The organism is Microbacterium sp. Root1433D1, from assembly GCF_001426835.1.
GTDB lineage: Bacteria > Actinomycetota > Actinomycetes > Actinomycetales > Microbacteriaceae > Microbacterium > Microbacterium maritypicum.
Genome location: NZ_LMFN01000001.1, coordinates 300,924 through 320,543, shown reverse-complemented (window position 1 = coordinate 320,543; position 19,620 = coordinate 300,924). Strand labels below are relative to the sequence as shown.

Here is a 19,620-nt window from a genome sequence, read left to right as displayed (position 1 = left end):
ATGGAACTCCAATCGGCACCTCTGATCGGCATCGCGCTCGCGATCGCTTCTGCGGCCGCGCTGGCTGTCGGCAATCTGCTGCAGGCGCGCGGGGTGCGCGCCATCGAGGCGGGGGCTGCCCTCGGCAGTGACGGCTCGAAGACCAGGAGCCTCCTGCGCAACCACTTCTGGCTGATCGGCACGCTCCTGCTCGGGGTCACCGTGCTCCTGCAGATGGGCAGCCTCACATTCGCGCCGTTGATGGTGGTGCAGCCGGTCGGCGTCGTCGCCTTGGTGTTCACGGCTCTCCTGACGGCGATGTTCACGAAGAAGGCGCCCTCTCGCCAGGTCGTGCGCTCCATCGCGATCTGCGTGCTCGGCGTCGCGGGGTTCGTGACCGTCGCGGCCATGGTCAGCACCCAACATGCCATCACTGACGTGCAGCTCGTCGCGGTGCTGGTCGTTCTGGCCGTGCTGCTCGCCACCACGGCGTTGGTGTGGTTCCTCGGGCGACGACGGCGCACACCGCCCGTGATCTGGGTGCTCCTCGGGGGCATCTACTCGGCCTTCGTCGCGACACTGGGGAAGACCGTCATCCTTCGGGTGCAGTCGATGTTCCACTCGGGCGGCCCGAAGTGGGACATGGCCAACCTGCTGACCATCGCCTGCATCCTCGGTATCGGCATCGCCGGTGGCCTCTCGGTCTACTTCGTGCAGAAGGCTCATGCCTTCAACCGCCCCGAGGTCGTCGTCGCAGGCCTCACGGTCGTGGACCCCGCGATCGCCGTCGTGCTGGGCATCGCGATCCTGGGCGAAGCCAGCGGTGCTCCGGCGTGGGCGTTCCTGGCGTTGGCGGCAGCAGGCGCCGTGGCGATGAGCGGGGTGTTCGCCCTGTCGAGGGCGGAGAGCCGCACGCAGTGATCGGCGTCACCCGGGTGCCACCGGGGTGATCACCCGGGTGAACACCCCGGTGATGTCCGACAGTGATCGGAGACCGTGGCTCGCCAATATATTAGGAAGGAGTCAGCGAGGACCCGGAGGACGGTCTCTCGTGTTCACGCCGAACGCTTCCCCAGGCGTCGGCAGATGAGGGGGATACTGTGAAGATTCGAACGACCGCTCCTGACGACATGATCGTCCTTCGTCGAGAAGCCCTCCGACCGGTCGTCGTTCGAACGCCTCTCGAGTCCCCGGAGAGAGCGTGGGCGGGGCCGGCATGAACCTCACCGACCCGGATCGTGCCCGTGATGACCTCGCGAAGGCCGTGCGCGCCGGACACCCCGACACCATCGCACGCACCGTCGTCTCCAACGTCTGGCCGCTGTACACCTGCCACCCTGAGGCCCTGACGGCAGCGGTCGTCGAACTTCCGAGCGCCCTGCTCGACCGGCATCCCATCCTGCGGGTCCTGCACCCGATGACGGCTGTGCTGGCCCGCAGGGCGCGGTCGTACCAACCGGTCCCGCATGGTCAGGACGCGCGCCTGATGAGCGCGGACGAGCTGGATTTCCTGATCCTCGCCCAGATGCTCGCCTTCCGTGTGAACGGTGACGTCACCACAGCCATGGTGTACGCGCACCGTCTCGAGGAGCGCCTACGCGAGACGGCCGCCGAGGGGCGTGAGCGCATCGACGGACCCCTGTGGTTCCTTCATCATCAGATCGGGAGCACGATGCTCGCCGCCGGCGATTCCGGACGAGCGCTGCTCGAGTTCGCCACGGCACGTCAACTCGGGAAGTTCTCCGGACAGCCCTATGCCGAGCGCATGGCGCTCTCCCGCAGCGCCCTCGCGCATGCCGTCCGCGGAACCCTGGACGAGGCGGAGCGGGCGCTCGCCGAGGCGGAGGATATGCCGGAGGTCACTTCGCTGCACGCGAGCGCCACGACCTCATCGGAGCGGATCGCCGCCGCGCTCATCGCCGTGGACCGCCGATCGGGAGACGTCGACGAGATGCTGTCGGGCACGTGTCCCGTCGACAGCGTCGAACTCAACTGGCCGTTCGCCCTGCTGGCCCGCTGCCGCGCCTACCTCTCCCGTCACCGGCCGGAGGATGCGCTCGAGGCGATCCGAATCGCGTCCGACGGGCACCCGACGCGGGGCGGTTCTTTCGCGGCGGACGTGATCGCCTCATCGACGATCGAAGCCCTGATCGCCACGGGCGACTCCGGGTACGCGTGGGGGATCGTCAAGGACAACCCCAAGGTGGGCGCACTCACGCAGCTCGCGACCGCGCACCTCGCTCTGCACGACGGACGACTGGACACAGCGTCGCTCGAGCTCCGTGCTCTGGCGTCGGATCAGAAGATCGGGCCGGCGCAACGTGCCGAGGCCGTGCTGCTGTCCGGGTGGCTGGAACTCGCGCGCACCGGCGAGCTCGATCTGGAGAGTGCCCGGCAGATCGTGCGGATCGCCCAACGCAGGGACCGGCGCCGGCTGCTGGAGCGTATGCCGCGGCAGCTGGTCGAGCGCGTACGGGACACGCTCGACAACGAGGGGAGGGAGGAGTGGGCTGAGGCGACGTCAGACATCAGCTTCCGGGATCTTCAGGTGCGTCCATCGCTGACATCGGGCGAACTGCGCATCCTGAACGCGCTGCCCGCTCAACGCTCGACGGCGAACATGGCCTCGGCGTTCCATGTGTCGCCGAACACCGTGAAGTCTCAACTGCGTTCGATCTATCGCAAGCTGGGATGCTCGACGAGGGAAGAGGCGATTCGCATCGCGACCCGCATGCGACTGCTCGCTGCCACGGTGAACGACTGATTGCCACCGGTCCGACAGGGCCGCGGTCGCGCTGACCCCGTGTGGTCAGCGCGACCGTCGACGATCAGCGCGGTCGGCGTCCGAGAGAGATCGCGCGAACGATGTTCACCACGCCGAGGAGCATGAGCGATATGCCCATCAGCATCCACAGCACGGTGGCACCCCACAACGGCGCGACGAGGAGCAGGGCACCCGCGGCGATAGAGAAGATCGAGAAGACGACCGACCAGACCTTCGAGCCGGCGCGGGGAAGCGTGCTGAGCGCCACGACGCCCTCGACGATCCACAGGATGCCCAGGAGTACGCCGAGGAAGGTCCCCAGCCAGGCCGCCGTCTGGCTCAGGCTCGTGAACGCGATCACACCGGCGACGACGAAGACCAGTCCGAGGAGCACATGGCCGACGCGCGCCCAGGCTCCCGAGGAACTGCTCAGACCACCGATTGCCGCGTAGATGACGCCCGCGATCATCACGTAGGCGGCCACGAGCGCGGTGACCACCATCGCGGTCTTGCCCGGCCAGACGAGGATCACCACACCGACGGCGAGCGCCAGCAGTCCGCCGATGCCGAGGGCGACGCGGATGCCGTCGAAAGGAGACTTCGCGGTCGTGGTCGCCCCGTTCATGCGCTCTCCTCGAACCGATCGACCCCGGCGCGGTACCTCACGCGGCCTGCTGCTTCTTCTTGCCGACCAGAGCTTGAACAGCCTTCGTGATCGCTGCGAACTCGTCTTGCTTTCGCGCGACGAATTCGAGGGCCGCGGTGCCGGTGGACAGAATCTGCTGGTCGAACTCTCCGATGTCGGCGAAGTGATGGCTGGCGTTTCCGACGAGGCCGCCCTCCAATGCCAATCGGCCCACCAGGTCGAGCTTGAGGACCTTGGTGCCTTCGTTGAAGCTCATGTCCGCGAAATCGACCCAGACGATGTTCGGGCGTGTGGTCGACTCGAAGGCGTAGCGCTTGTTGGTGAGGTCGAGCACGACCTGCCAGATCGTCTGGGAGGCGTCGGGCTTGCCTTCCTCCGGTGTGCGGAACGGCTGCGCGGCGTTGCGGATGATGCTGAACATCGCCGACATCGCTTCGATCTGGGTCTTCGGCTGCTGCTGGTGTGCCACATAGAACGACGCGCGAGCGAAGCGGTCACTGGCGAGCGTGGAACCGGGGAGGGGCTTGTCGCCGCCGAGGCCCTCGACCTCCTTGACGAGCTCGAGCTGCTTGTCGAACGTCGGCGAGTTCGTCATGACCTGGTATTCGCGCCCGTGGTAGACCTTCGGCGTGCCATCGGTGTACTCGATGATCGCCGAGTCGCCGGTCGCGTCGTTGATGGCCAGGTGCAGGGTGGGGACGAGATGTCCGGTCGGGTCGAAGAGCTGAGCGATCTGTACCTGCGACTCGTTCGTCCAGGCGACTGCTTCCGCCACCGTCGCGAAGTTGTCGAGGTAGTACTGCAACCACACCGCCTGGCTCAGCTGCGTCGCATCTGCCTCCGGCTTGCCGTAGTCGGACTCGGCCAACCAGAGGATGTGGCCGGCGAAGCCCTCCTCATTCATGCCGTCGGTCGCGATGAGATCGAAGGCTGTGGCGATGATGCTCCCGTACTTCGACTTCCAGGTGAGAGTGCCATGGACGCCGTCGGAGCGCTCGATCCCGCGAGGGAGCTTCCAGAGATTGGAGAGCAGGTCCATGTGGAAGTCCATGTTTCGGCCAACGATGACTGCACCGTTGGCATCGGGCCAGACAACTCGTGTGCACATGAGCGCACGTCCTCTCGTCGATGTGGGTCACTCGCGGCCGGAGGAGGCACGAGCTCTCTGGCGATTATTGGTCGCACTCGTCCGTGTGAGCATGGCGACGACGCGAAATCACCCGCGAGGCTCACCCGGGCACCACCCGCACCTTCACCCGATCCCGACGGATCACGTCTCTACTCGCACGTGTGGAAACGACGATCATGTCGCTCGGGCGGAGCCGCCCCGGGGAGCGGGTGGCCACCCCGCCTGGACCTAGAATCATCCCGATGACCGAGGAGACCGCCGCCGAAGCGCGCGTTCGCGTGAAGGTGACGCGGACGCTCGTGCGCACCCCACTGGTCGTGGGGACGGTGCTGCTGCTCGCGGCCATCGGCTTCACGCTCCTGGGCGACGACCTGAGCATCTTCCCGTTCCTGCTCATGCTGGTCGGGGGCTGGTGCTTCGGCTTCGCGTTCGTGAACGCGACCCTGGGCATGGTGCCGACTCGCAAAGGCGCGATTCTGCATCTCGGCGTCGCCATCGTGCTCGGAGCCGTCCTGGCCTTCGTGGTCGAGTTCGGGGGAGATCTGATCGAGCCGTTCCCCGACGAGGTGCGCGGCATCGCCGTGGTGCTGCAACTCGCGGCCATCCCGGCGACCGGCTGGATCTGGCTCGCGCTCATCTCTCGGGTCACGGATCTCTTCGGGCGCAGAGACGCGAAGAAGAGGCCGTCGCCGGTGGCACCGGAGTGGGAACGGGAGGAGAGCGGCGACGGGTCGATCGTGCGCTTCCCCGCCGTCGAGCTGCGGCTGCGCACCCTCACGCAGGCGATCGTCGGGATCACTGTGGTCGGCGGGCTGCTCGGTGTCGCACTCGTGATCGCGCTCGACGACATCGTGATGCGGATGGGGCCTCGGATGATGATTCTCTTCCTGGGCATCACGGTCGCGCTTCCGGTGTATCTCGTGTTCACGGCGATCCTGCGTCGGCGAACAGTGCCCTGCACGGTCGCCTTCGGGAACGACGAGCTGCGTGTGGGAGTGGGGGACGAGCTGCACAGGATCCCGTTCCGGGAGCTCGAGTTCCTGCGCTGGCGGTGCCGCAGCGACTACGCGCGCATCGAGGTGCGTGGCGTCGGTGCCGATCTGTCGCTCTTCGCCGGGCTCGCCAAACCGCCCCGCGGCTTCTCCGCTGAGCTTCCCGCCCTGCCCCGCCGGGTCTATCGACGTCTGGAGCTCGCAGGATTCACGCTCGAGAGAGCGCGCAGGGGCGAGGTCATCACCTTCTGCGGGCCCTCAGAGCCTGCCTCGCGCGCCCCTGCGCACTGACCGGGTGTCGGCGGCCGGCACTCGACCTCGACGCGTTGCCCCAGCTCACTCCGCCGGGTATTCGTGCGCCGCGAGCAGCCGCGCCAGGTGCGCGGCGTTCCTCGCGGCCGTCTCGATCGCGGAGGCGACCTTCTCGGGTGTCTCGTCGAGATCCTTGTAGTCGGTGGTGTGCATCGCCTCGCCGTTCCAGTAGACCGAGCTCTGGGCGGGAACCGTGAAGCCGACGTCGTTCAGCGACTGGAAGAGGATCGCGGCGATGTGATGGGCCCCGTCTTCGTTGCCGACGATGCCCGCGATGGCCACCTTGTCGAACAGCGTGGGTCGTCCGTCAGCATCCGTCTCGCCGAGTTCTGCATCGAGGCGTTCGAGCACACGTTGCGCGACGCTCGAATGCTGCCCCATCCAGGTGGGGGTGACGAAGATGAGGATGTCGGCGTCCAGCACCTGCTCACGGATGCGCGGCCACTCGTCGTCGCCGCCCATGTCCTTCTCGACTCCGGGGTTGAGGGAGAGATCCACGGCGCGGACCAGGTCTCCGGTGACGCCGTGCGCGGAGAGGGCTTCGAGCAGCTGCGTCGCGAGGAGATCGGAGCTGGAGGCTGCGGGTGACGGCTTCAACGTGCACGACACGGCGACAGCGGTGAGTGGTGTCTTCATGCTCAGAGCAGACCAGACGACGACGAACGTGCACAGGGGGTTTCCGAGTCCGGGCTATCCTGGTAGATGGCACCGACGACAGGAGATCCCGTGATCCTCAGCTTCCTCTTCTTCATGATCCTCTTCATCGGAGGGATCCTGCTGATGGGCATCTCGTTCGGGCTGCCCGCGTTCCAGGCGATCGCGTTCTGCGGGGGGCTCCTTCTGGTCACGCTGGCCATGGCCTTCCTCCTCCGCCAGGGCGGCACCGCCACCCGTCGGTCGAACAACTGGTCGGGCAAGGCCGCCGAGTGAGTCATCGCGGTCTGCGCGTCGCGCCGCGGCGCGTCTGACCGCTCACCGTCGTCTGGCGAGCCGCGCTTCGAGGTTCGCCCTGACTGCGGGCCACTCCGGCTCGATGATCGAGTACTCCACGCTGTCGCGCAGCGCGCCGTTGCGGTACCGGCTCATCGCCCGCATCACGCCGTCCTGCTTGGCCCCGAGGCGCTCGATCGCGGCGCGCGACTGGAAGTTCACCCACTGCGTCGTCAGGCCGACTCGGAACACCCCGAGCGTCTCGAACGCATGCCGCAGCAGCAGCAGCTTGGATTCGGCGTTGGTACCGGTGCCGTGCGCGGAGGGACGGTTCCAGGTGAAGCCGATGTGCAGACGAGGCACGTCGGCGACGATGTCGTAGTACGACGTGAGTCCCAGGATGCGGCCGGACGCGTCGAAGGCCGTGAACGGGACCATCTCGCCCCTCTCGATGAGTCCGATCCGTCGCTCGACCTCTGCCGCCACCCCGTCCGGTGCGGGCACAGAGGTGTACCACGCCGTCTTCCACAGGTCGTCCTCCTGTACGGCCTCGATCAGTCCCTCGATGTGCGAGCGATCGAGAGGGCGCAGTTCGACGAGTCGGCCGGTGAGGGTGACGGGGGAGGGCGTGAGGAGGAAGGCCATGTCGATATTCAACCAGCGACGAGCAGCGTCTGACGCAACAGGCGCTGATAGGCCACGACCAGCTCGATCGTGACATCCATCTCGAAGGCGAGGCTCGCCAGATGCGGTCCCCGAACCTCCTCCGCCTCGGCGTAGGCGCGCGGGGTGATCAACCGGGACGCCGCCCATTCGTCTGCCTGGCGCTCCTGAAGCGCACGGATGGCGGGGGTGGGCGCGGGGAGATGGCCGAGGCAGGCGTGACCGAGTTCGTGGGCGAGCACGCTGCGAGTCGTGCGCGCGCTCATCCCGGGGCTGAGGCGGATCGTGCGCGTCACGGGGTCATAACCCCCGCGCGTGCGGCCGACCCGTTCGACGACGCGCACTCCCTGCTCGTCGGCGAGGCGGAGAAGGTGCTGCATGGTCCCCCTCCTCGTGCCGGTCTCTCGCTCCGGGTCGGAAGCCCGGCCTATTCGTAGAGGTCGTCGGTGTCGGCATCGTGCCTGACGCCGGATTCGAAGGCGACCTCTCGGGTATCTTCGCGCGGGCCGGCGACATCGGGTGCGCGGCGGATCGGCGTGATGCGCGCGGTGGCATCGCCGTCTGCGCGCAGCCGCTCTTCTGCGCGGGCGAAGAGCACGTGGGGCTCGACGCCGAGGTCGGCGCAGACCGCGTAGACGACGGGGACCGGGATCGCGCGCTTGCCCGTCACGTAGTTGTCGAGAGCGCTCCGGGCGATCCCGATGCTGCGCGCCATCGCTGCGATGCTGCTCCGTGACGCGGCGATCTCCGCGCGCATCTGGCGACCGACAGCGTCGTTGAACTCCTCGGCAGGTGTCTTCACCTGGCTCACCATAGCAGCGTGGCGACTCCAAAATGCCGCCATTCTGGCTCATTCGAGCCCCATGCGCGTCTGTTCGTGGCGCTAGTGTAGGCAGATGGGGACAGAATTACGTCATTTGCTGGCATCTGAGGTCGACGGGGCGCGGTTCCACGCGGGAGTGTCCTTCTCCGAGCTGTCCGAGCGCTCGGGTATCGGGCCCGACGCCTTGGGAAATCTGCTCGACGGCATCGACGACTTCACGGTCGTCGACCTCGCGCGCATCGCCGAGGTCCTCGGCGTTCCTGTCACCGCTCTGCTCCCCGGTGCGGCGCCCGACGACTCCTGACGCCGTCGGCGCCGGAGGGTAGCGTTGTGCGCATGAAGACAGTGTCGTTCGGATCAGCCACCGCCCCCGCCGTCATCGCCGGAATGATGCGCATCGACGACAAGGACGACGCTCACATCCGCACGCTGTACGAAACCGCCCGCACCGCCGGTATCGACTTCTTCGACCACGCCGACATCTACGGCGGGAGCATGCATCACTGCGAGGCGCGGTTCGCCGATGCGCTGCAGCTCACCTCTTCCGAGCGCGACGAGATCGTTCTCCAGACGAAGTGCGGCATCGTGCCGTCGCAGGGGATGTTCGACTTCTCGTACGCGCACATCGTGGCGCAGGTCGAGGGATCGCTCGCAGCCCTGCGGACCGACCGCCTCGACGTGCTCCTGCTCCACCGCCCCGACGCCCTCGTCGAGCCCGAGGAGGTCGCTCGCGCCTTCGACGATCTGGAGAGCGCGGGAAAGGTGAAGGCGTTCGGCGTCTCCAACCACACGCCGCGCCAGATCGACCTCCTCCGCACGGCGGTCCGGCAGCCGCTGGTCGCGAATCAGCTGCAGCTGTCGATCACGCACGCGCCGATCATCGCGCAGCCGGTCGCGACCAACATGGCCGGGCACGCGCAGAGCGTCGTGCGCGACGGCGGCGGCATCGTGGAGTACTGCCGGATCAACGGCATCACGATCCAGGCCTGGTCGCCGTTCCAGGACGGCTTCTCCCACGGCGTGTTTCTCGGCAATCCCGAGTACGCAGAGCTGAACGCCGTGATCGATCGCCTCGCGGCGGCGCATGACGTGACACCCATCGCCATCGCGACCGCCTGGATCACCCGCCACCCCGCGGGCATGCAGGTCGTCCTCGGCACCACGACGCCGCAGCGGGTGCAGGACGCGGCGGCCGGCGCCGACATCGAGCTCACCCGCCCCGAGTGGTACGAGCTGTTCCGCGCCAGCGGTCACCTGCTTCCGTAGCCCGAGCGGTATGCCGCGGCGTCGTCTACCCTGAATCCATGGCGTTCCTGTTCTCGCTCCTCGTCATCGCCCTGATGATCGGCGCGCTGATCGACATCATCACGCGGGACAGCTCGCTGGTGAAGTTCCTGCCCAAGCTGGCATGGATCATCATCGTCATCCTGCTGCCGTTGATCGGTGGCCTGCTGTGGTTCGGGCTCGGTCGCGAGTACGGCGAGTCCGGCATCCAGATGCCGCGGATGCGCAGAGCGGAACGCCCTGCGGCGCCGACCGACGTGCGTCCGGCACCGCCGAGGGACACCAGGACGACCGAGCAGCAGATCGCCGACCTCGACCGAGAGATCGAGGAGTGGCGGCTGCGCCAGGAGATCGAGAAGAACCGCGGGACCGACGGCGAGGGGTCGACCGGACCTGCGGGCACCGCCTAGGCGACGGACTCGGCCTCAGCGACCTGCGAGCGGTCGAACGACTCGCGGATCGCGTCTTCGAGCGTCGGGTACCGGAACTCGAACCCGGCCGCCGCGAGCTTCTCCGGCAGCACCCACCGGCTCTTCAGGATCAGCTCGGTCTCGGTGCGCATGCCGATCGCTCCGAGCTCCAGCATCCATCGCGGCATCGGCACACCGACACGCACGCCCAGGACGCGGCGCACCGTCGCCATGAACTCGGCGTTGTCGACGGGGTGCGGCGACGCGGCGTTGACCGGACCGTCCAGCGACGGAGTCTGCTCGAGGAACTCGATGATGCGGGCGACGTCTTCGATGTGCACCCAGCTGAAGCGCTGGCGGCCCCGACGCGCACCGGGGAGATGACCGGTTCCTGCCGCCCGTCGTGCCGCGCTGATCGGCCAGCGCCCGTCGTACTGCGATCCGCCGAGCCCGAACCGGGCGAGCTTCTCCACGGGACCGAGCACGCCCCCGTGGCCGAGGACGATCGTGCTGCGCAGGGCGACGCGGCGGGTGGAGGGCAGCTCGTCGGCGAACAGCGCCTTCTCCCATGCCTTCGCGACCTCGACCGAGAACCCGGTGCCGATCTCTCCGGTCGACTCGGTCATCGGGCGGTCTTCGGCGTGACGGTAGATGGTCGCCGTCGAGGAGTTCACCCAGAGCGCCGGAGGGGCCGACGCGCGCCGGATCGCGGTGCTCAGCGACGCCGTGGTGTCGAGGCGGGAGCGGAAGATCTCGGCGCGGTTCTCCGGCGTGTAACGGCAGTTGACGCTCTTGCCGGCGAGGCCGATCACGAGGGCCGCACCGTCGACGGCGCGGTCGATCTCGACCTGATCGCCCCAGCGGATGTCGGCACCCGAACGGGAGATCGTGACGACCTCGCGACCCTCGGCGCGGAATCTCGGCAGGAGGAAGCGGCCCATGAATCCGGTGGATCCGCCGATGACGACCCGTCCTGCGCTCATGTGGTCTGCTCCTTCTCGGAATGGTGGATGCGATAGGTGAAGTCGCCCCGGTACTCGTACACGCGGCCGAGGAGCGGCGCGTCGACGGTCAGGGCCATGCGCTGCCGATCGAGGGCATCGTCGAAGCGCTCGGTGAGGCGGATGAGGGGAGCGATGGGCGCGGGGATGCGCATCCGGAGGCGTCCGAGGCGCAGGCCGACCGCGCGGCTGACGAGGTGCAGCGCGCCCTGGTGCACCTCGACGTCGAAGCACGCGGCGACCAGGCCCGGCTCGCCCAGCTCGTCGACGACGCGGCCGTGTCGTGTGAGCGCCGCCGCATCGCGCATGGTCCACGGTCCGCGGTCGAAGTGGAAGGTGCGTTCGCCGATGGCCCTGGAGGCGATCGTGCGGTTCTCCACGCGGAACGGCACGTCACTCTCCCAGACCGCGGCGACCACGCCCCGGCGCTCGAGGAGACGGAGGAACGGCCACAACCATCGTCGCGGGGTGCCGACGCGCTGGAACACGCCCTCGCCGATGCCCACTGCGCCATCGGGGATCGCCTCGAAGTACGCGCGCAGCCGCGGGTGCAGGTCATCGATGCGCTCGCCCAGCGCCCTGGCGTACGGGGACTGCGGCGGGGGCGTCACTCTTCGAGCCTAGCCCTGTCCTCGGCGCCTCCCCTCCGCACCGGCGGAGCCCTCAGGAGGCGGGTCGCAGCAGCCGGTCGAGGAGGGCGAGCGCCTCGTGTTGAGGGGCGGTCTCGTCGAGCAGCCATTGCGTCTGGAGGCCGTCGGAGGCCGCCACGACGAGGGCGGCGACCGCATCGGGATCGATGTCGTCGCGGATCCTGCCCTCGTCCTGCTGATGCCGGACGATGTCGGCGAGTCGGGCGCGGAGGCGGGTGAACCGACCGGTCGCGAACGTGCGCGCCGCCGGGTGCCCTTCCTCGAGCGCCGTGGCGACGAGGGTCGAGTACAGCTGCACGAGTCCGGGGATCGCGCGGTTGATGCGCGCGGACTCGATCATCATCTCCACCGGCGTCGCATCCTCCGCGGGCGCGCTGGGCTGTCGGGCCGGCACCGTGCTCTCCTCGTAGACGGCCACGAGAAGCTCTTCCAAGGAGCCGAAGTAGTGGGTGAGAGCCGCGTGGGTGACGCCCACCTCGCGGGCGATCGCCCGCAGGCTCGTGCGATCGGCGCCGCGCTCGGCGAACACCTCGATGGCGCGATCGAGGATCTCCTGTCGTCGAGCGATCCCCTTGGCGTAGGTGCCGCGCTGTCGCGACGGCTCGGCGGGCTCGGACGTGTCGGCGGGCATGAGGGGAGTCTAGCGAACCAAAACTTCCGCATGGAGGTATTTGGTGATAGCGTGCCTGCACGGGACAGCGGTCCCGCCACGTCACCGATGACCGAAGGAGCACGACCGATGACGATTCGGACTTCCCTGCAGCTGTTCACGATCAAGGACGAGCTGGAGGCCGACCTCGAATCCTCCCTCGCGGCGGTGGCCGCCCGTGGCTTCACTGCGGTGGAGCCCTACGACTTCGTCCGCCGCGCCGAGCCCCTCGCCGCGGCGCTGACCGCCGCCGGTCTGGTCGCCCCTTCCGGCCACGCCTTCCTGGCGTCTTCGTCGTTCGTGAACCCCGACGGCAGCGGCACCACGGTGCCCGTGCCGACCCCGGCCGAGGTCTTCGCCGCGGCGAAGGTGCTCGGCATGGACACCGTCATCGACCCGTACACGGAGCCCGCGCGCTGGGAGTCGGTCGAGCAGATCGAGGAGACCGCGCGGCTGCTGAACGAGGCCGCCGAGGTCGGGGCCGGCGTCGGCGTGCGCGTCGGATATCACAACCACGCGCACGAGCTGGAGGCCGTGTTCGACGGCGTCACCGGACTCGAGATCCTCGCCGGTCTCCTCGACGAGCGCGTCGTGCTCGAGGTCGACCTGTACTGGGTGGCTCGTGGCGGCGTCGACCCCGTCGCGCTGCTCGGACGTCTGGGCAGCCGCGTGATCGCCGTGCACGCGAAGGACGGCACTCTCGACCCCGCACTCGCCGGTGCCTACCCGCCCGCAGACCAGGTGCCGGCAGGAGACGGCTCGGTGCCGCTCGTCGACGCCATCGCCGCGGCCCCCGCGCTCGAGCTCGCGATCGTGGAGTTCGACCACTACGAGGGCGACCTGTTCGACGCCATCGAGCGCAGCCGGGTCTACCTCGACGAGAAGGTCGCCGGCTGATGGCGATCGGTGCAGGATCCGTCGGTGTCGGCATCATCGGCGCCGGGAACATCAGCGACCAGTACCTGTCGAACCTCACCACGTTCCCCGACGTGCGCGTCCTCGCGATCGGGGACCTCCTCGAGGAGCGTGCCAAGGCGCAGGCCGAGAAGTACGGCGTCCCGCGCTCCGGCGGCGTCGACACGGTTCTCGGCGACCCGGAGATCGACATCGTCGTGAACCTCACCATCCCGGCCGTGCACGTCGAGGTCTCCGAGGCGATCATCGCGGCGGGCAAGCACGTGTGGACCGAGAAGCCGATCGGCGTCGACCGCGAGGAGTCCCGTCGACTGCTCGAGAACGCGGATGCGGCCGGTCTCCGTGTCGGCGTCGCCCCCGACACCGTGCTCGGACCCGGCGTGCAGACGGCGAAGCGTGCCATCGCGCGCGGCGACATCGGCCGTCCGCTGTTCGCGCAGACCACGTTCCAGTGGTCGGGGCCGGAGATCTTCCACCCGAATCCCGCGTTCCTGTACGCCAAGGGAGCGGGCCCCCTGCTCGACATGGGTCCCTACTACGTGTCGGCCCTCGTGCACGTCTTCGGTCCGGTCGCCTCGGTGGCCGCACTCGGGCTGCAGGGCACGCCCACCCGTCGCGTGCAGGTCGGCGAGCTGGCCGGTCAGGAGTTCCCGGTCGAGATCCCCTCGACGCTGAGCGTGCTGATGGACTTCGAGCAGGGCGGCCAGGCGCAGAGCGTCTACAGCACCGATTCGCCCGTCATCCGGCAGGGGATCGTCGAGATCACCGGTACCGAGGGCACCATCGTGATCCCGGACCCGAACACATTCGGCGGCGCGATCTCGATCACCCGACCGCTCACGCGCCTGTTCATCCCGCCGGAGCCGATCGAGCAGGAGGTCATCGACGTCGAGCAGGAGGGCGTGCTCTCCGGTCGCGGAGTGGGACTGCTCGACATGGCGCGCGCGATCGCCGCCGGCCGTCCGCACGTGGCCACGGGAGAGTTCGGCTACCACGTGCTCGACACGCTGCTGTCGATCGAGGAGGCCGCGGAATCGCGCCGCTTCGTCGAGGTCGAGAGCACGCTCGATCAGGTCGGCTCGATCGCCGGTGACTTCGACCCGTTCGAGGCCACCCTCTGACAGGGCCTCGTGGCGGCGGAGACGCGGATCGACGCGCCTTCGCCGCCACGGCGTTGATCAGGCGGCGGGCTCGCGCAAGCGGACCAGCCGCTCGTGCCCTGTCTCCTCGAGCTCGGCGATGTCGTCGCGCGACTTCAGGAAGTCGGAGAACGAGCGGTAGCCCAGGGCCTTCTCGCTGAACGAGGGGTCCATGCGGCGCATGTGCGTCTTGACGGCGGAGCTGTGCAGCCACTCGTCGGCGTCGGCCTTGTCGTGACCGAGACGCAGCGCGCGCTCCAGCAACTGCGTCGCCACCTCCTGGTCATCGACCTTGTCCTCGACCCGGGGCTCTTCCACCTTGGGCGCGGGCTTGGAGCGCGTGCGCTTGGAAGCGGTCTTCGGCTTCGACGCGCTCCCCGCAGCGGTTTCGGCGACGGCGTCGGCGACCGGGGCAGGCGGCTCCACCACGGCCTGGGTCTTCGCGGCGGCGACCGGTGCGGCCTTCACCGGGCGGACGACGCCGGGCAGCGAGTCGTACGACTCGAACTCGTCGCACGCTGCGGCCAGCGACTTCGCGGTGGACCCTGACACCCCGACGCCGATCACGTAGCGACCGAGCCGCTTGCAGCGCTGGGCCAGCGGCACGTAGTCGCTGTCGCCGGCCACGATCACGACATGCGTGAGATCGGGGAGTCGGAACATGTCCTCGACCGCGTCGACGGCGAGGCGGATGTCGGCACCGTTCTTCGCGTAGGCGGCCGCCGGGAACAGCTGCACGAGGTCGACCGCACGGGCCACGAGCTGTGAGCGGTACTCGGCGTTCACCGGGGAGGACCAGTCGGCGTAGGCCCGGGTGAGCACCAGTGTGCCGAAGGAGGCGGCGTAGTCGATGATGGCGCCGACCTCGATCATCGCGCGGCTCAGTCGGTCGGTGACCTCCGGATCGTTCGGGTTCTCGCTGATCCGCTGGCGGTCCTTGCCGTAGGCGTTGCGTCCGTGGACGCGGTCGTACCAGGAGATGACGATGTTGTCGAAGTCGAGATAGACGGCGACGCGGGCATCGGTGGCCTCAGCCATGATCAGACCTCCTCACGGGGATAGCGGACGCCGATCTGCGCTCTGATCTCATCGAGGGTGCCCATGATCGCGACGCTCTCGGCGATCGGCAGGATGTCGCCCTCGAGGATGCCGTCGCGCACCAGCCGTTCGGCGGCGAGCGCCTGGAACTGCATGCCCCGACCGTCGACCTCGGAGGTGTAGCTCTCCTGCACCGTGCCGTCCGGCAGGACCAGGCGGAAGGTGGTGGGGCTGTACCAGACGGCGTCGATGTCGATGCGGGCGGCCGTGCCGATGATGCTCGCCACGTTGGGTCCTGCGGCGCGCGACGACGAGAGGCTGGTCGAGACCGCTCCGCCCTCGTGCGTCATCACGGTCGCGACCTCGGAGTCCGCTCCGGTTTCCACGAGTCGGCCGACGGCGTGGATGGTGGTCGGTGCGCCGAGGATGTCCCAGATGAAGGAGATCGGGTAGATGCCGAGGTCGAGCAGGGCGCCGCCGCCGAGTTCGAGGGCGTTGAGCCGGTGCGCGGGGTCGGAGGGGAGCAGCTGCGTGTGGTCGGCGCTCACCGCGCGGATCTCGCCGAGGGCGCCGTCGGCGATGAGCTCGCGGATGCGGACCATGTGCGGCAGGTACCGCGTCCACATCGCCTCCATGACCAGCAGGCCGCGTTCGGCCGCGAGCGCCTGCAGGTCTTCGGCCTCTGCCCGATTCAGCGTGAACGCCTTCTCGGCGAGCACGTGCTTGCCGTTCTCGAGCGCGAGCCGGGCGTTCACATGGTGCATCGGGTGCGGCGTCGACACGTAGACGATGTCGACGTCGGGGTCGGCCACCAGGGCCTCGTACGAGGCGTGCGCGTGGGGGATGTCGAAGCGGGCGGCGAACGCGTCTGCCGACTCCTGTGAGCGGGATCCGACGGCCACGAGGCCGAGCCCCGCAGTTCGCAGATCGGACGCGAATGCGCCGGCGATACCGCCGGTCGCGAGGATTCCCCACCGAAGACCTGTCATGGTCTCAGCGTAGGGGGTGCTCCGGCCGTGACGGACTGTTACATCCCGTGACGCCCGGCATCGGCCCCGTGGCAGCGGCAGCCGAGGGCTCCTACCGTGACGGCATGACCGAACCCCTCATCATCGGCGCCATGGTGCGCACCCTGGGCGCGTACCCCTCGGGCTGGCGTCAGCCCGGTGCGCACCGCGACCCCGCGACCGACGCCGACATGCTGCGCCGCATCGCCCGCGAGGGGGAGGACGCTGGTCTCGACTACCTCTTCTTCGGCGACTGGCTCGCGACGGGGCCGGATCTGGAATTCCGCGACCCGTACCTGCTCGCCCGCATCGACCCCGTGAGTGCCGTGCTCTTCCTCGCCGGTGTGACGTCGCGGATCGGTCTGATCGCCACGGTGAACACGACCTACGCCGACCCGTACACGACCGCGCGCTCACTGGCCTCGCTCGACGTGCTCACCCGAGGTCGGGCCGGCATAAACCTCGTCACGGGGGCCGAACCGCGAGCCGCGGGCAACCACGGTCGCGACGCGCACGCCGACAACGAGACCCGCTACGACCGGGCGGAGGAGTTCGTGGAGGCGCTGCGGCGGCTGTGGGGTTCGTGGGGAGAGGATGCGTGGATCGCGGATGCCGAACGCGGCGTGCTGATCGACCCGGAAGCGCTCCATGCCGCCGATCTGCAAGGTGCGCACGTGCAGGTCGCCGGTCCGCTCAACGTCGCCCGCCCACCGCAGGGGCAGATCCCGATCGTGCATGCCGGCACGTCGCCGCGGTCGAGGGCGCTCGCGGCCACCGAGGCCGATCTCGCGCTGATCGCCGCGCCCACCCTGGGCGATGCGATCGCCACCCGCCGGCTGCTGCGGGACATCGCTGCCGAAGCCGGGAGATCTCCCGATGCGCTGAACGTGATCGCCCCGGTGCTCCCCGTGGTCGCGGACACGGATGCCGACGCGCGACGCATCGTGGAGCGTCTGCTCGCCCTGGTGCCCCTCGCCGAGGATCACCAGCGTGCACGGAGGGCTTTCCCGCCCGACCGCACCGTCGCCGCGCTCGCCGACGCGTTCGATGTCCCGGCGGACGACCCGCTGCGCTCCGCCGCCTTCGAGGCACCGGTGACCGCCGCTGAGGCCGTGCGACTGGGGGAACGCGGCGCCCGGCTGATCGAGCGGCTCGGCCTCATCGCGGGACTGCGCGTGGCCGGAGCGGGCGTCTCCGGATCGGGAGCCGCCGGCGACGACCCGCTCACGTGGCGGCACCTCGTCGCCGCGCACGCGGCGCCCGCGGCCTTCGTCGTGGGAGATGCCGGGACGATCGCGGATCACTTCGAGACCTGGCGCGACGAGGGCGCCGCGGACGGATTCAACGTGCTGTCGGCCTTCCAACCCGCGCAGTTCGAGGCGTTCGCACGCCAGGCCGCCCCCGAACTGCGCCGTCGTGGACTGCTGCGGAGTGCAAAGGAGAGCGCGGGAGCGACGCTCCGCGATCGCCTGCGCATTTCCTCGTATGTCGACGCGTGACCACGCGTTTCCCCACGCGACATCCGGAGTCCGCCGGCTCGCGCCGCAAGAGCCGCGATTCCTACGGTGAGACCCACCTCACCTCACCTCACCACCGCGCCGCACCACCGCGCCCCACCCGCAGCACCGCACCCGAAGCCTGGAGGGCCCACCCATGAACCGTCGTCTCGTCCGCGTCGCCGCCATCGCGCTGCCGCTCGTCCTCACCGGCGGCCTCGCCGCCTGCGCGTCGACACCCGCCCCGGCGAACGCGCCCGCCGAGGGCGGTGACCCCGTCGAGGGAGGAACCCTCACCTACCTCGAGCACCAGGCGTACACGAACCTGTACCCGCCGCAGGCCGGCTTCTACCCGAACGGCGGCATCGTGAACAACATCGCGGCCCGTCTCACCTGGCAGAACCCGGACACGCTCGAGATCGAGCCGTGGATCGCCTCCGACTGGACGGTGAACGATGACGCCACCGAGTACACGTTCGATCTCAACCCCGACGTCACATTCTCCGACGGCACGGTGCTCGACGCCGCGGCCGTGAAGAAGAACTTCGACACCTACGGCCTGGGCGACGCGGAGCGGGGCCTCACGGTCTCGGAGGCGATCAACAACTACGCCAGCAGCGAGGTCGTCGACGAGGACACCGTAAGGTTCCGCTTCTCGGCGCCGTCGCCCGGGTTCCTGCAGGCGACCTCCACCATCAACTCGGGTCTGCTGTCGCCGGAGACCCTCGACGGCACGATCGAGGACTTCGGCGCGGGCAACGCCGCCGAGATCATCGGCTCCGGACCCTTCACGGTCACGGGCGAGAAGCTCGGCACCGAGTACACGCTCACCGCCCGCGACGACTACGACTGGGGTCCCGACAGCGTCGACAACGACGGCCGCCCCTACCTCGACGCCGTGCACGTGCTGATCACCCCTGAGGACTCGGTGCGCATCGGCTCGCTGCTGGCAGGCCAGGCCGACTACGTCCGCTACGTGCAGGCGTTCGACGAGGACCGCGTCGAGAGCGCCGGCTTCACGCTCTACGCCCCGCAGACCCGCGGCGTGAACAACTCCATCGCGCTGCGGCCAGAGAATCCGCTGCTCACCGACATCCGCGTGCGACAGGCCCTCATCGCCGCGGTGAACGCCCAGGAGGTCGTCGACACCCTCTTCACGGAGAACTATCCGGTGGCGACCTCGGTGCTGTCGTCCCAGGCGCTCGGCTACAAGGACGAGTCGGAGCATTACGCCTACGACCCGGAGAAGGCGGAGAAGCTGCTCGACGAGGCAGGATGGACGCCCGGCGCCGACGGCATCCGCGAGAAGGACGGGGAGCGCCTCTCGATCACGGTGTACGAGGCGAAGCCCCAGCCGCTGTCGAAGCAGACCCTCGAACTCGTCGCGCAGCAGCTCGCGAAGGTGGGCGTCGAGCTCTCGATCAAGCCCGGTGACGCCGGCAGCTACGCGGAGGACACCCGCGACCCGCTGAAGACCGGCTTCTACCACTCCATGGTCGGCCGGGCGGATCTCGACGTGATCAAGAGCCAGTACTTCACGAAGAACCGTGACGTGCTGATCTCGAAGGACGCGAAGCTCGACGAGCTGCTGCTCGCCGTGGCTTCGGAGCCCGACGCCGACGCGCGCGTCGCCGCGTCCCAGGCCGTGCAGGACTACATCGCCGAGCAGGCCTATGTGATCCCGCTGTTCGAGGAGCCGCAGGTGTACGGCACCGCGACCTCCGTGCACGGCGTCGCCTTCGAGTCGGTGGGACGCCCCACGTTCTCCGGCGTCTGGCTCGCCGAGCACTGAT

The 19,620-nt window shown here is 68.8% G+C and carries 22 protein-coding genes; 11 read left to right on the top strand and 11 right to left on the bottom strand.

The features are described from left to right. Both ASD13_RS01430 and ASD13_RS01425 read left to right on the top strand, forming a co-directional pair. Complete coding sequence (locus ASD13_RS01430; protein ID WP_055864992.1) at nucleotides 1-900, top strand: DMT family transporter; 900 nt, start codon at nucleotides 1-3, stop codon at nucleotides 898-900. A gap of 295 nt (nucleotides 901-1,195) precedes the next feature. Continuing rightward, on the top strand, nucleotides 1,196-2,743 hold the full coding sequence (locus ASD13_RS01425; protein ID WP_157535556.1) for a helix-turn-helix transcriptional regulator: 1,548 nt from the start codon (nucleotides 1,196-1,198) through the stop codon (nucleotides 2,741-2,743). Nucleotides 2,744-2,807: 64 nt separating this feature from the next. Here the strand turns inward: ASD13_RS01425 and ASD13_RS01420 are convergent, their stop codons facing one another. After that, nucleotides 2,808-3,368 (bottom strand): HdeD family acid-resistance protein, encoded by a 561-nt coding sequence (locus tag ASD13_RS01420; protein WP_055864985.1) that lies wholly within the window; start codon nucleotides 3,366-3,368, stop codon nucleotides 2,808-2,810. A gap of 37 nt (nucleotides 3,369-3,405) precedes the next feature. Then, nucleotides 3,406-4,497 carry a linear amide C-N hydrolase gene (locus tag ASD13_RS01415; RefSeq protein ID WP_082524252.1) on the bottom strand — a complete coding sequence of 364 codons (1,092 nt, stop codon included), beginning with the start codon at nucleotides 4,495-4,497 and terminating at the stop codon, nucleotides 3,406-3,408. Between the two features lie 263 nt (nucleotides 4,498-4,760). On the opposite strand from ASD13_RS01415, the gene ASD13_RS01410 reads away from it, so the two are divergent. Further along, on the top strand, nucleotides 4,761-5,801 hold the full coding sequence (locus ASD13_RS01410; RefSeq protein ID WP_055864982.1) for a hypothetical protein: 1,041 nt from the start codon (nucleotides 4,761-4,763) through the stop codon (nucleotides 5,799-5,801). A gap of 45 nt (nucleotides 5,802-5,846) precedes the next feature. Here the strand turns inward: ASD13_RS01410 and ASD13_RS01405 are convergent, their stop codons facing one another. Next, complete coding sequence (locus tag ASD13_RS01405; RefSeq protein WP_055864979.1) at nucleotides 5,847-6,458, bottom strand: flavodoxin family protein; 612 nt, start codon at nucleotides 6,456-6,458, stop codon at nucleotides 5,847-5,849. A gap of 66 nt (nucleotides 6,459-6,524) precedes the next feature. Between ASD13_RS01405 and ASD13_RS01400 the strand changes: the two genes are divergently transcribed. Further along, complete coding sequence (locus tag ASD13_RS01400; RefSeq protein ID WP_229778819.1) at nucleotides 6,525-6,752, top strand: hypothetical protein; 228 nt, start codon at nucleotides 6,525-6,527, stop codon at nucleotides 6,750-6,752. 42 nt (nucleotides 6,753-6,794) lie between these two features. Here the strand turns inward: ASD13_RS01400 and ASD13_RS01395 are convergent, their stop codons facing one another. The 3 genes from ASD13_RS01395 to ASD13_RS01385 are packed head-to-tail and all read right to left on the bottom strand — an operon-like array spanning nucleotide 6,795 to nucleotide 8,217. After that, on the bottom strand, nucleotides 6,795-7,397 hold the full coding sequence (locus ASD13_RS01395; protein WP_055864977.1) for a GNAT family N-acetyltransferase: 603 nt from the start codon (nucleotides 7,395-7,397) through the stop codon (nucleotides 6,795-6,797). A gap of 8 nt (nucleotides 7,398-7,405) precedes the next feature. Next, a complete protein-coding gene (locus tag ASD13_RS01390; RefSeq protein WP_055864974.1) occupies nucleotides 7,406-7,795 on the bottom strand; it encodes an ImmA/IrrE family metallo-endopeptidase in 390 nt (129 codons plus the stop codon). Between the two features lie 47 nt (nucleotides 7,796-7,842). Next, nucleotides 7,843-8,217 carry a helix-turn-helix domain-containing protein gene (locus tag ASD13_RS01385; RefSeq protein WP_229778820.1) on the bottom strand — a complete coding sequence of 125 codons (375 nt, stop codon included), beginning with the start codon at nucleotides 8,215-8,217 and terminating at the stop codon, nucleotides 7,843-7,845. Nucleotides 8,218-8,311: 94 nt separating this feature from the next. Between ASD13_RS01385 and ASD13_RS01380 the strand changes: the two genes are divergently transcribed. Genes ASD13_RS01380 through ASD13_RS01370 form a run of 3 tightly spaced genes read left to right on the top strand, consistent with a single transcriptional unit; the run spans nucleotide 8,312 to nucleotide 9,932 of the window. Next, nucleotides 8,312-8,542: a helix-turn-helix domain-containing protein gene (locus ASD13_RS01380; RefSeq protein WP_235563127.1), complete on the top strand. Its 231-nt coding sequence runs from the start codon at nucleotides 8,312-8,314 to the stop codon at nucleotides 8,540-8,542. Nucleotides 8,543-8,574: 32 nt separating this feature from the next. Further along, nucleotides 8,575-9,504, top strand: coding sequence for an aldo/keto reductase (locus ASD13_RS01375; RefSeq protein WP_055864966.1), 930 nt, complete (start codon nucleotides 8,575-8,577; stop codon nucleotides 9,502-9,504). Nucleotides 9,505-9,542: 38 nt separating this feature from the next. Then, nucleotides 9,543-9,932, top strand: a complete 390-nt coding sequence (locus tag ASD13_RS01370) for a PLDc N-terminal domain-containing protein (RefSeq protein WP_055864964.1) — start codon at nucleotides 9,543-9,545, stop codon at nucleotides 9,930-9,932. Here the strand turns inward: ASD13_RS01370 and ASD13_RS01365 are convergent. From ASD13_RS01365 to ASD13_RS01355, 3 genes are read right to left on the bottom strand one after another with little or no spacing between them, the layout of a single operon-like run. Next, nucleotides 9,929-10,915, bottom strand: coding sequence for an epimerase (locus tag ASD13_RS01365; protein WP_055864962.1), 987 nt, complete (start codon nucleotides 10,913-10,915; stop codon nucleotides 9,929-9,931). The two genes, ASD13_RS01370 and ASD13_RS01365, sit on opposite strands and share 4 nt — an antisense overlap. Next, nucleotides 10,912-11,544 (bottom strand): DUF4166 domain-containing protein, encoded by a 633-nt coding sequence (locus ASD13_RS01360; RefSeq protein ID WP_055864959.1) that lies wholly within the window; start codon nucleotides 11,542-11,544, stop codon nucleotides 10,912-10,914. The genes ASD13_RS01365 and ASD13_RS01360 overlap by 4 nt, the downstream gene beginning before the upstream one ends. A gap of 52 nt (nucleotides 11,545-11,596) precedes the next feature. Beyond that, on the bottom strand, nucleotides 11,597-12,214 hold the full coding sequence (locus ASD13_RS01355; protein ID WP_055864956.1) for a TetR/AcrR family transcriptional regulator: 618 nt from the start codon (nucleotides 12,212-12,214) through the stop codon (nucleotides 11,597-11,599). A 108-nt stretch (nucleotides 12,215-12,322) separates the two neighbouring features. On the opposite strand from ASD13_RS01355, the gene ASD13_RS01350 reads away from it, so the two are divergent. After that, the gene (locus tag ASD13_RS01350) at nucleotides 12,323-13,129 is read left to right on the top strand and encodes a sugar phosphate isomerase/epimerase family protein (protein WP_055864953.1); all 807 of its coding nucleotides are present in this window, start codon (nucleotides 12,323-12,325) and stop codon (nucleotides 13,127-13,129) included. Then, nucleotides 13,129-14,268 (top strand): Gfo/Idh/MocA family protein, encoded by a 1,140-nt coding sequence (locus tag ASD13_RS01345; protein WP_055864951.1) that lies wholly within the window; start codon nucleotides 13,129-13,131, stop codon nucleotides 14,266-14,268. Before ASD13_RS01350 ends, ASD13_RS01345 begins: the two co-directional genes overlap by 1 nt. A gap of 57 nt (nucleotides 14,269-14,325) precedes the next feature. Here the strand turns inward: ASD13_RS01345 and ASD13_RS01340 are convergent, their stop codons facing one another. Together ASD13_RS01340 and ASD13_RS01335 are read right to left on the bottom strand one after the other, a co-directional pair. Continuing rightward, nucleotides 14,326-15,324 (bottom strand): NYN domain-containing protein, encoded by a 999-nt coding sequence (locus ASD13_RS01340; RefSeq protein WP_055864948.1) that lies wholly within the window; start codon nucleotides 15,322-15,324, stop codon nucleotides 14,326-14,328. A gap of 2 nt (nucleotides 15,325-15,326) precedes the next feature. Continuing rightward, nucleotides 15,327-16,313 (bottom strand): Gfo/Idh/MocA family protein, encoded by a 987-nt coding sequence (locus ASD13_RS01335; RefSeq protein WP_055864946.1) that lies wholly within the window; start codon nucleotides 16,311-16,313, stop codon nucleotides 15,327-15,329. Nucleotides 16,314-16,417: 104 nt separating this feature from the next. Between ASD13_RS01335 and ASD13_RS01330 the strand changes: the two genes are divergently transcribed. Continuing rightward, nucleotides 16,418-17,830 (top strand): NtaA/DmoA family FMN-dependent monooxygenase, encoded by a 1,413-nt coding sequence (locus ASD13_RS01330; protein ID WP_055866779.1) that lies wholly within the window; start codon nucleotides 16,418-16,420, stop codon nucleotides 17,828-17,830. Nucleotides 17,831-17,984: 154 nt separating this feature from the next. Then, on the top strand, nucleotides 17,985-19,619 hold the full coding sequence (locus ASD13_RS01325; protein ID WP_055864943.1) for a TIGR04028 family ABC transporter substrate-binding protein: 1,635 nt from the start codon (nucleotides 17,985-17,987) through the stop codon (nucleotides 19,617-19,619). The last annotated feature ends 1 nt before the right edge of the window (nucleotide 19,620 follow it).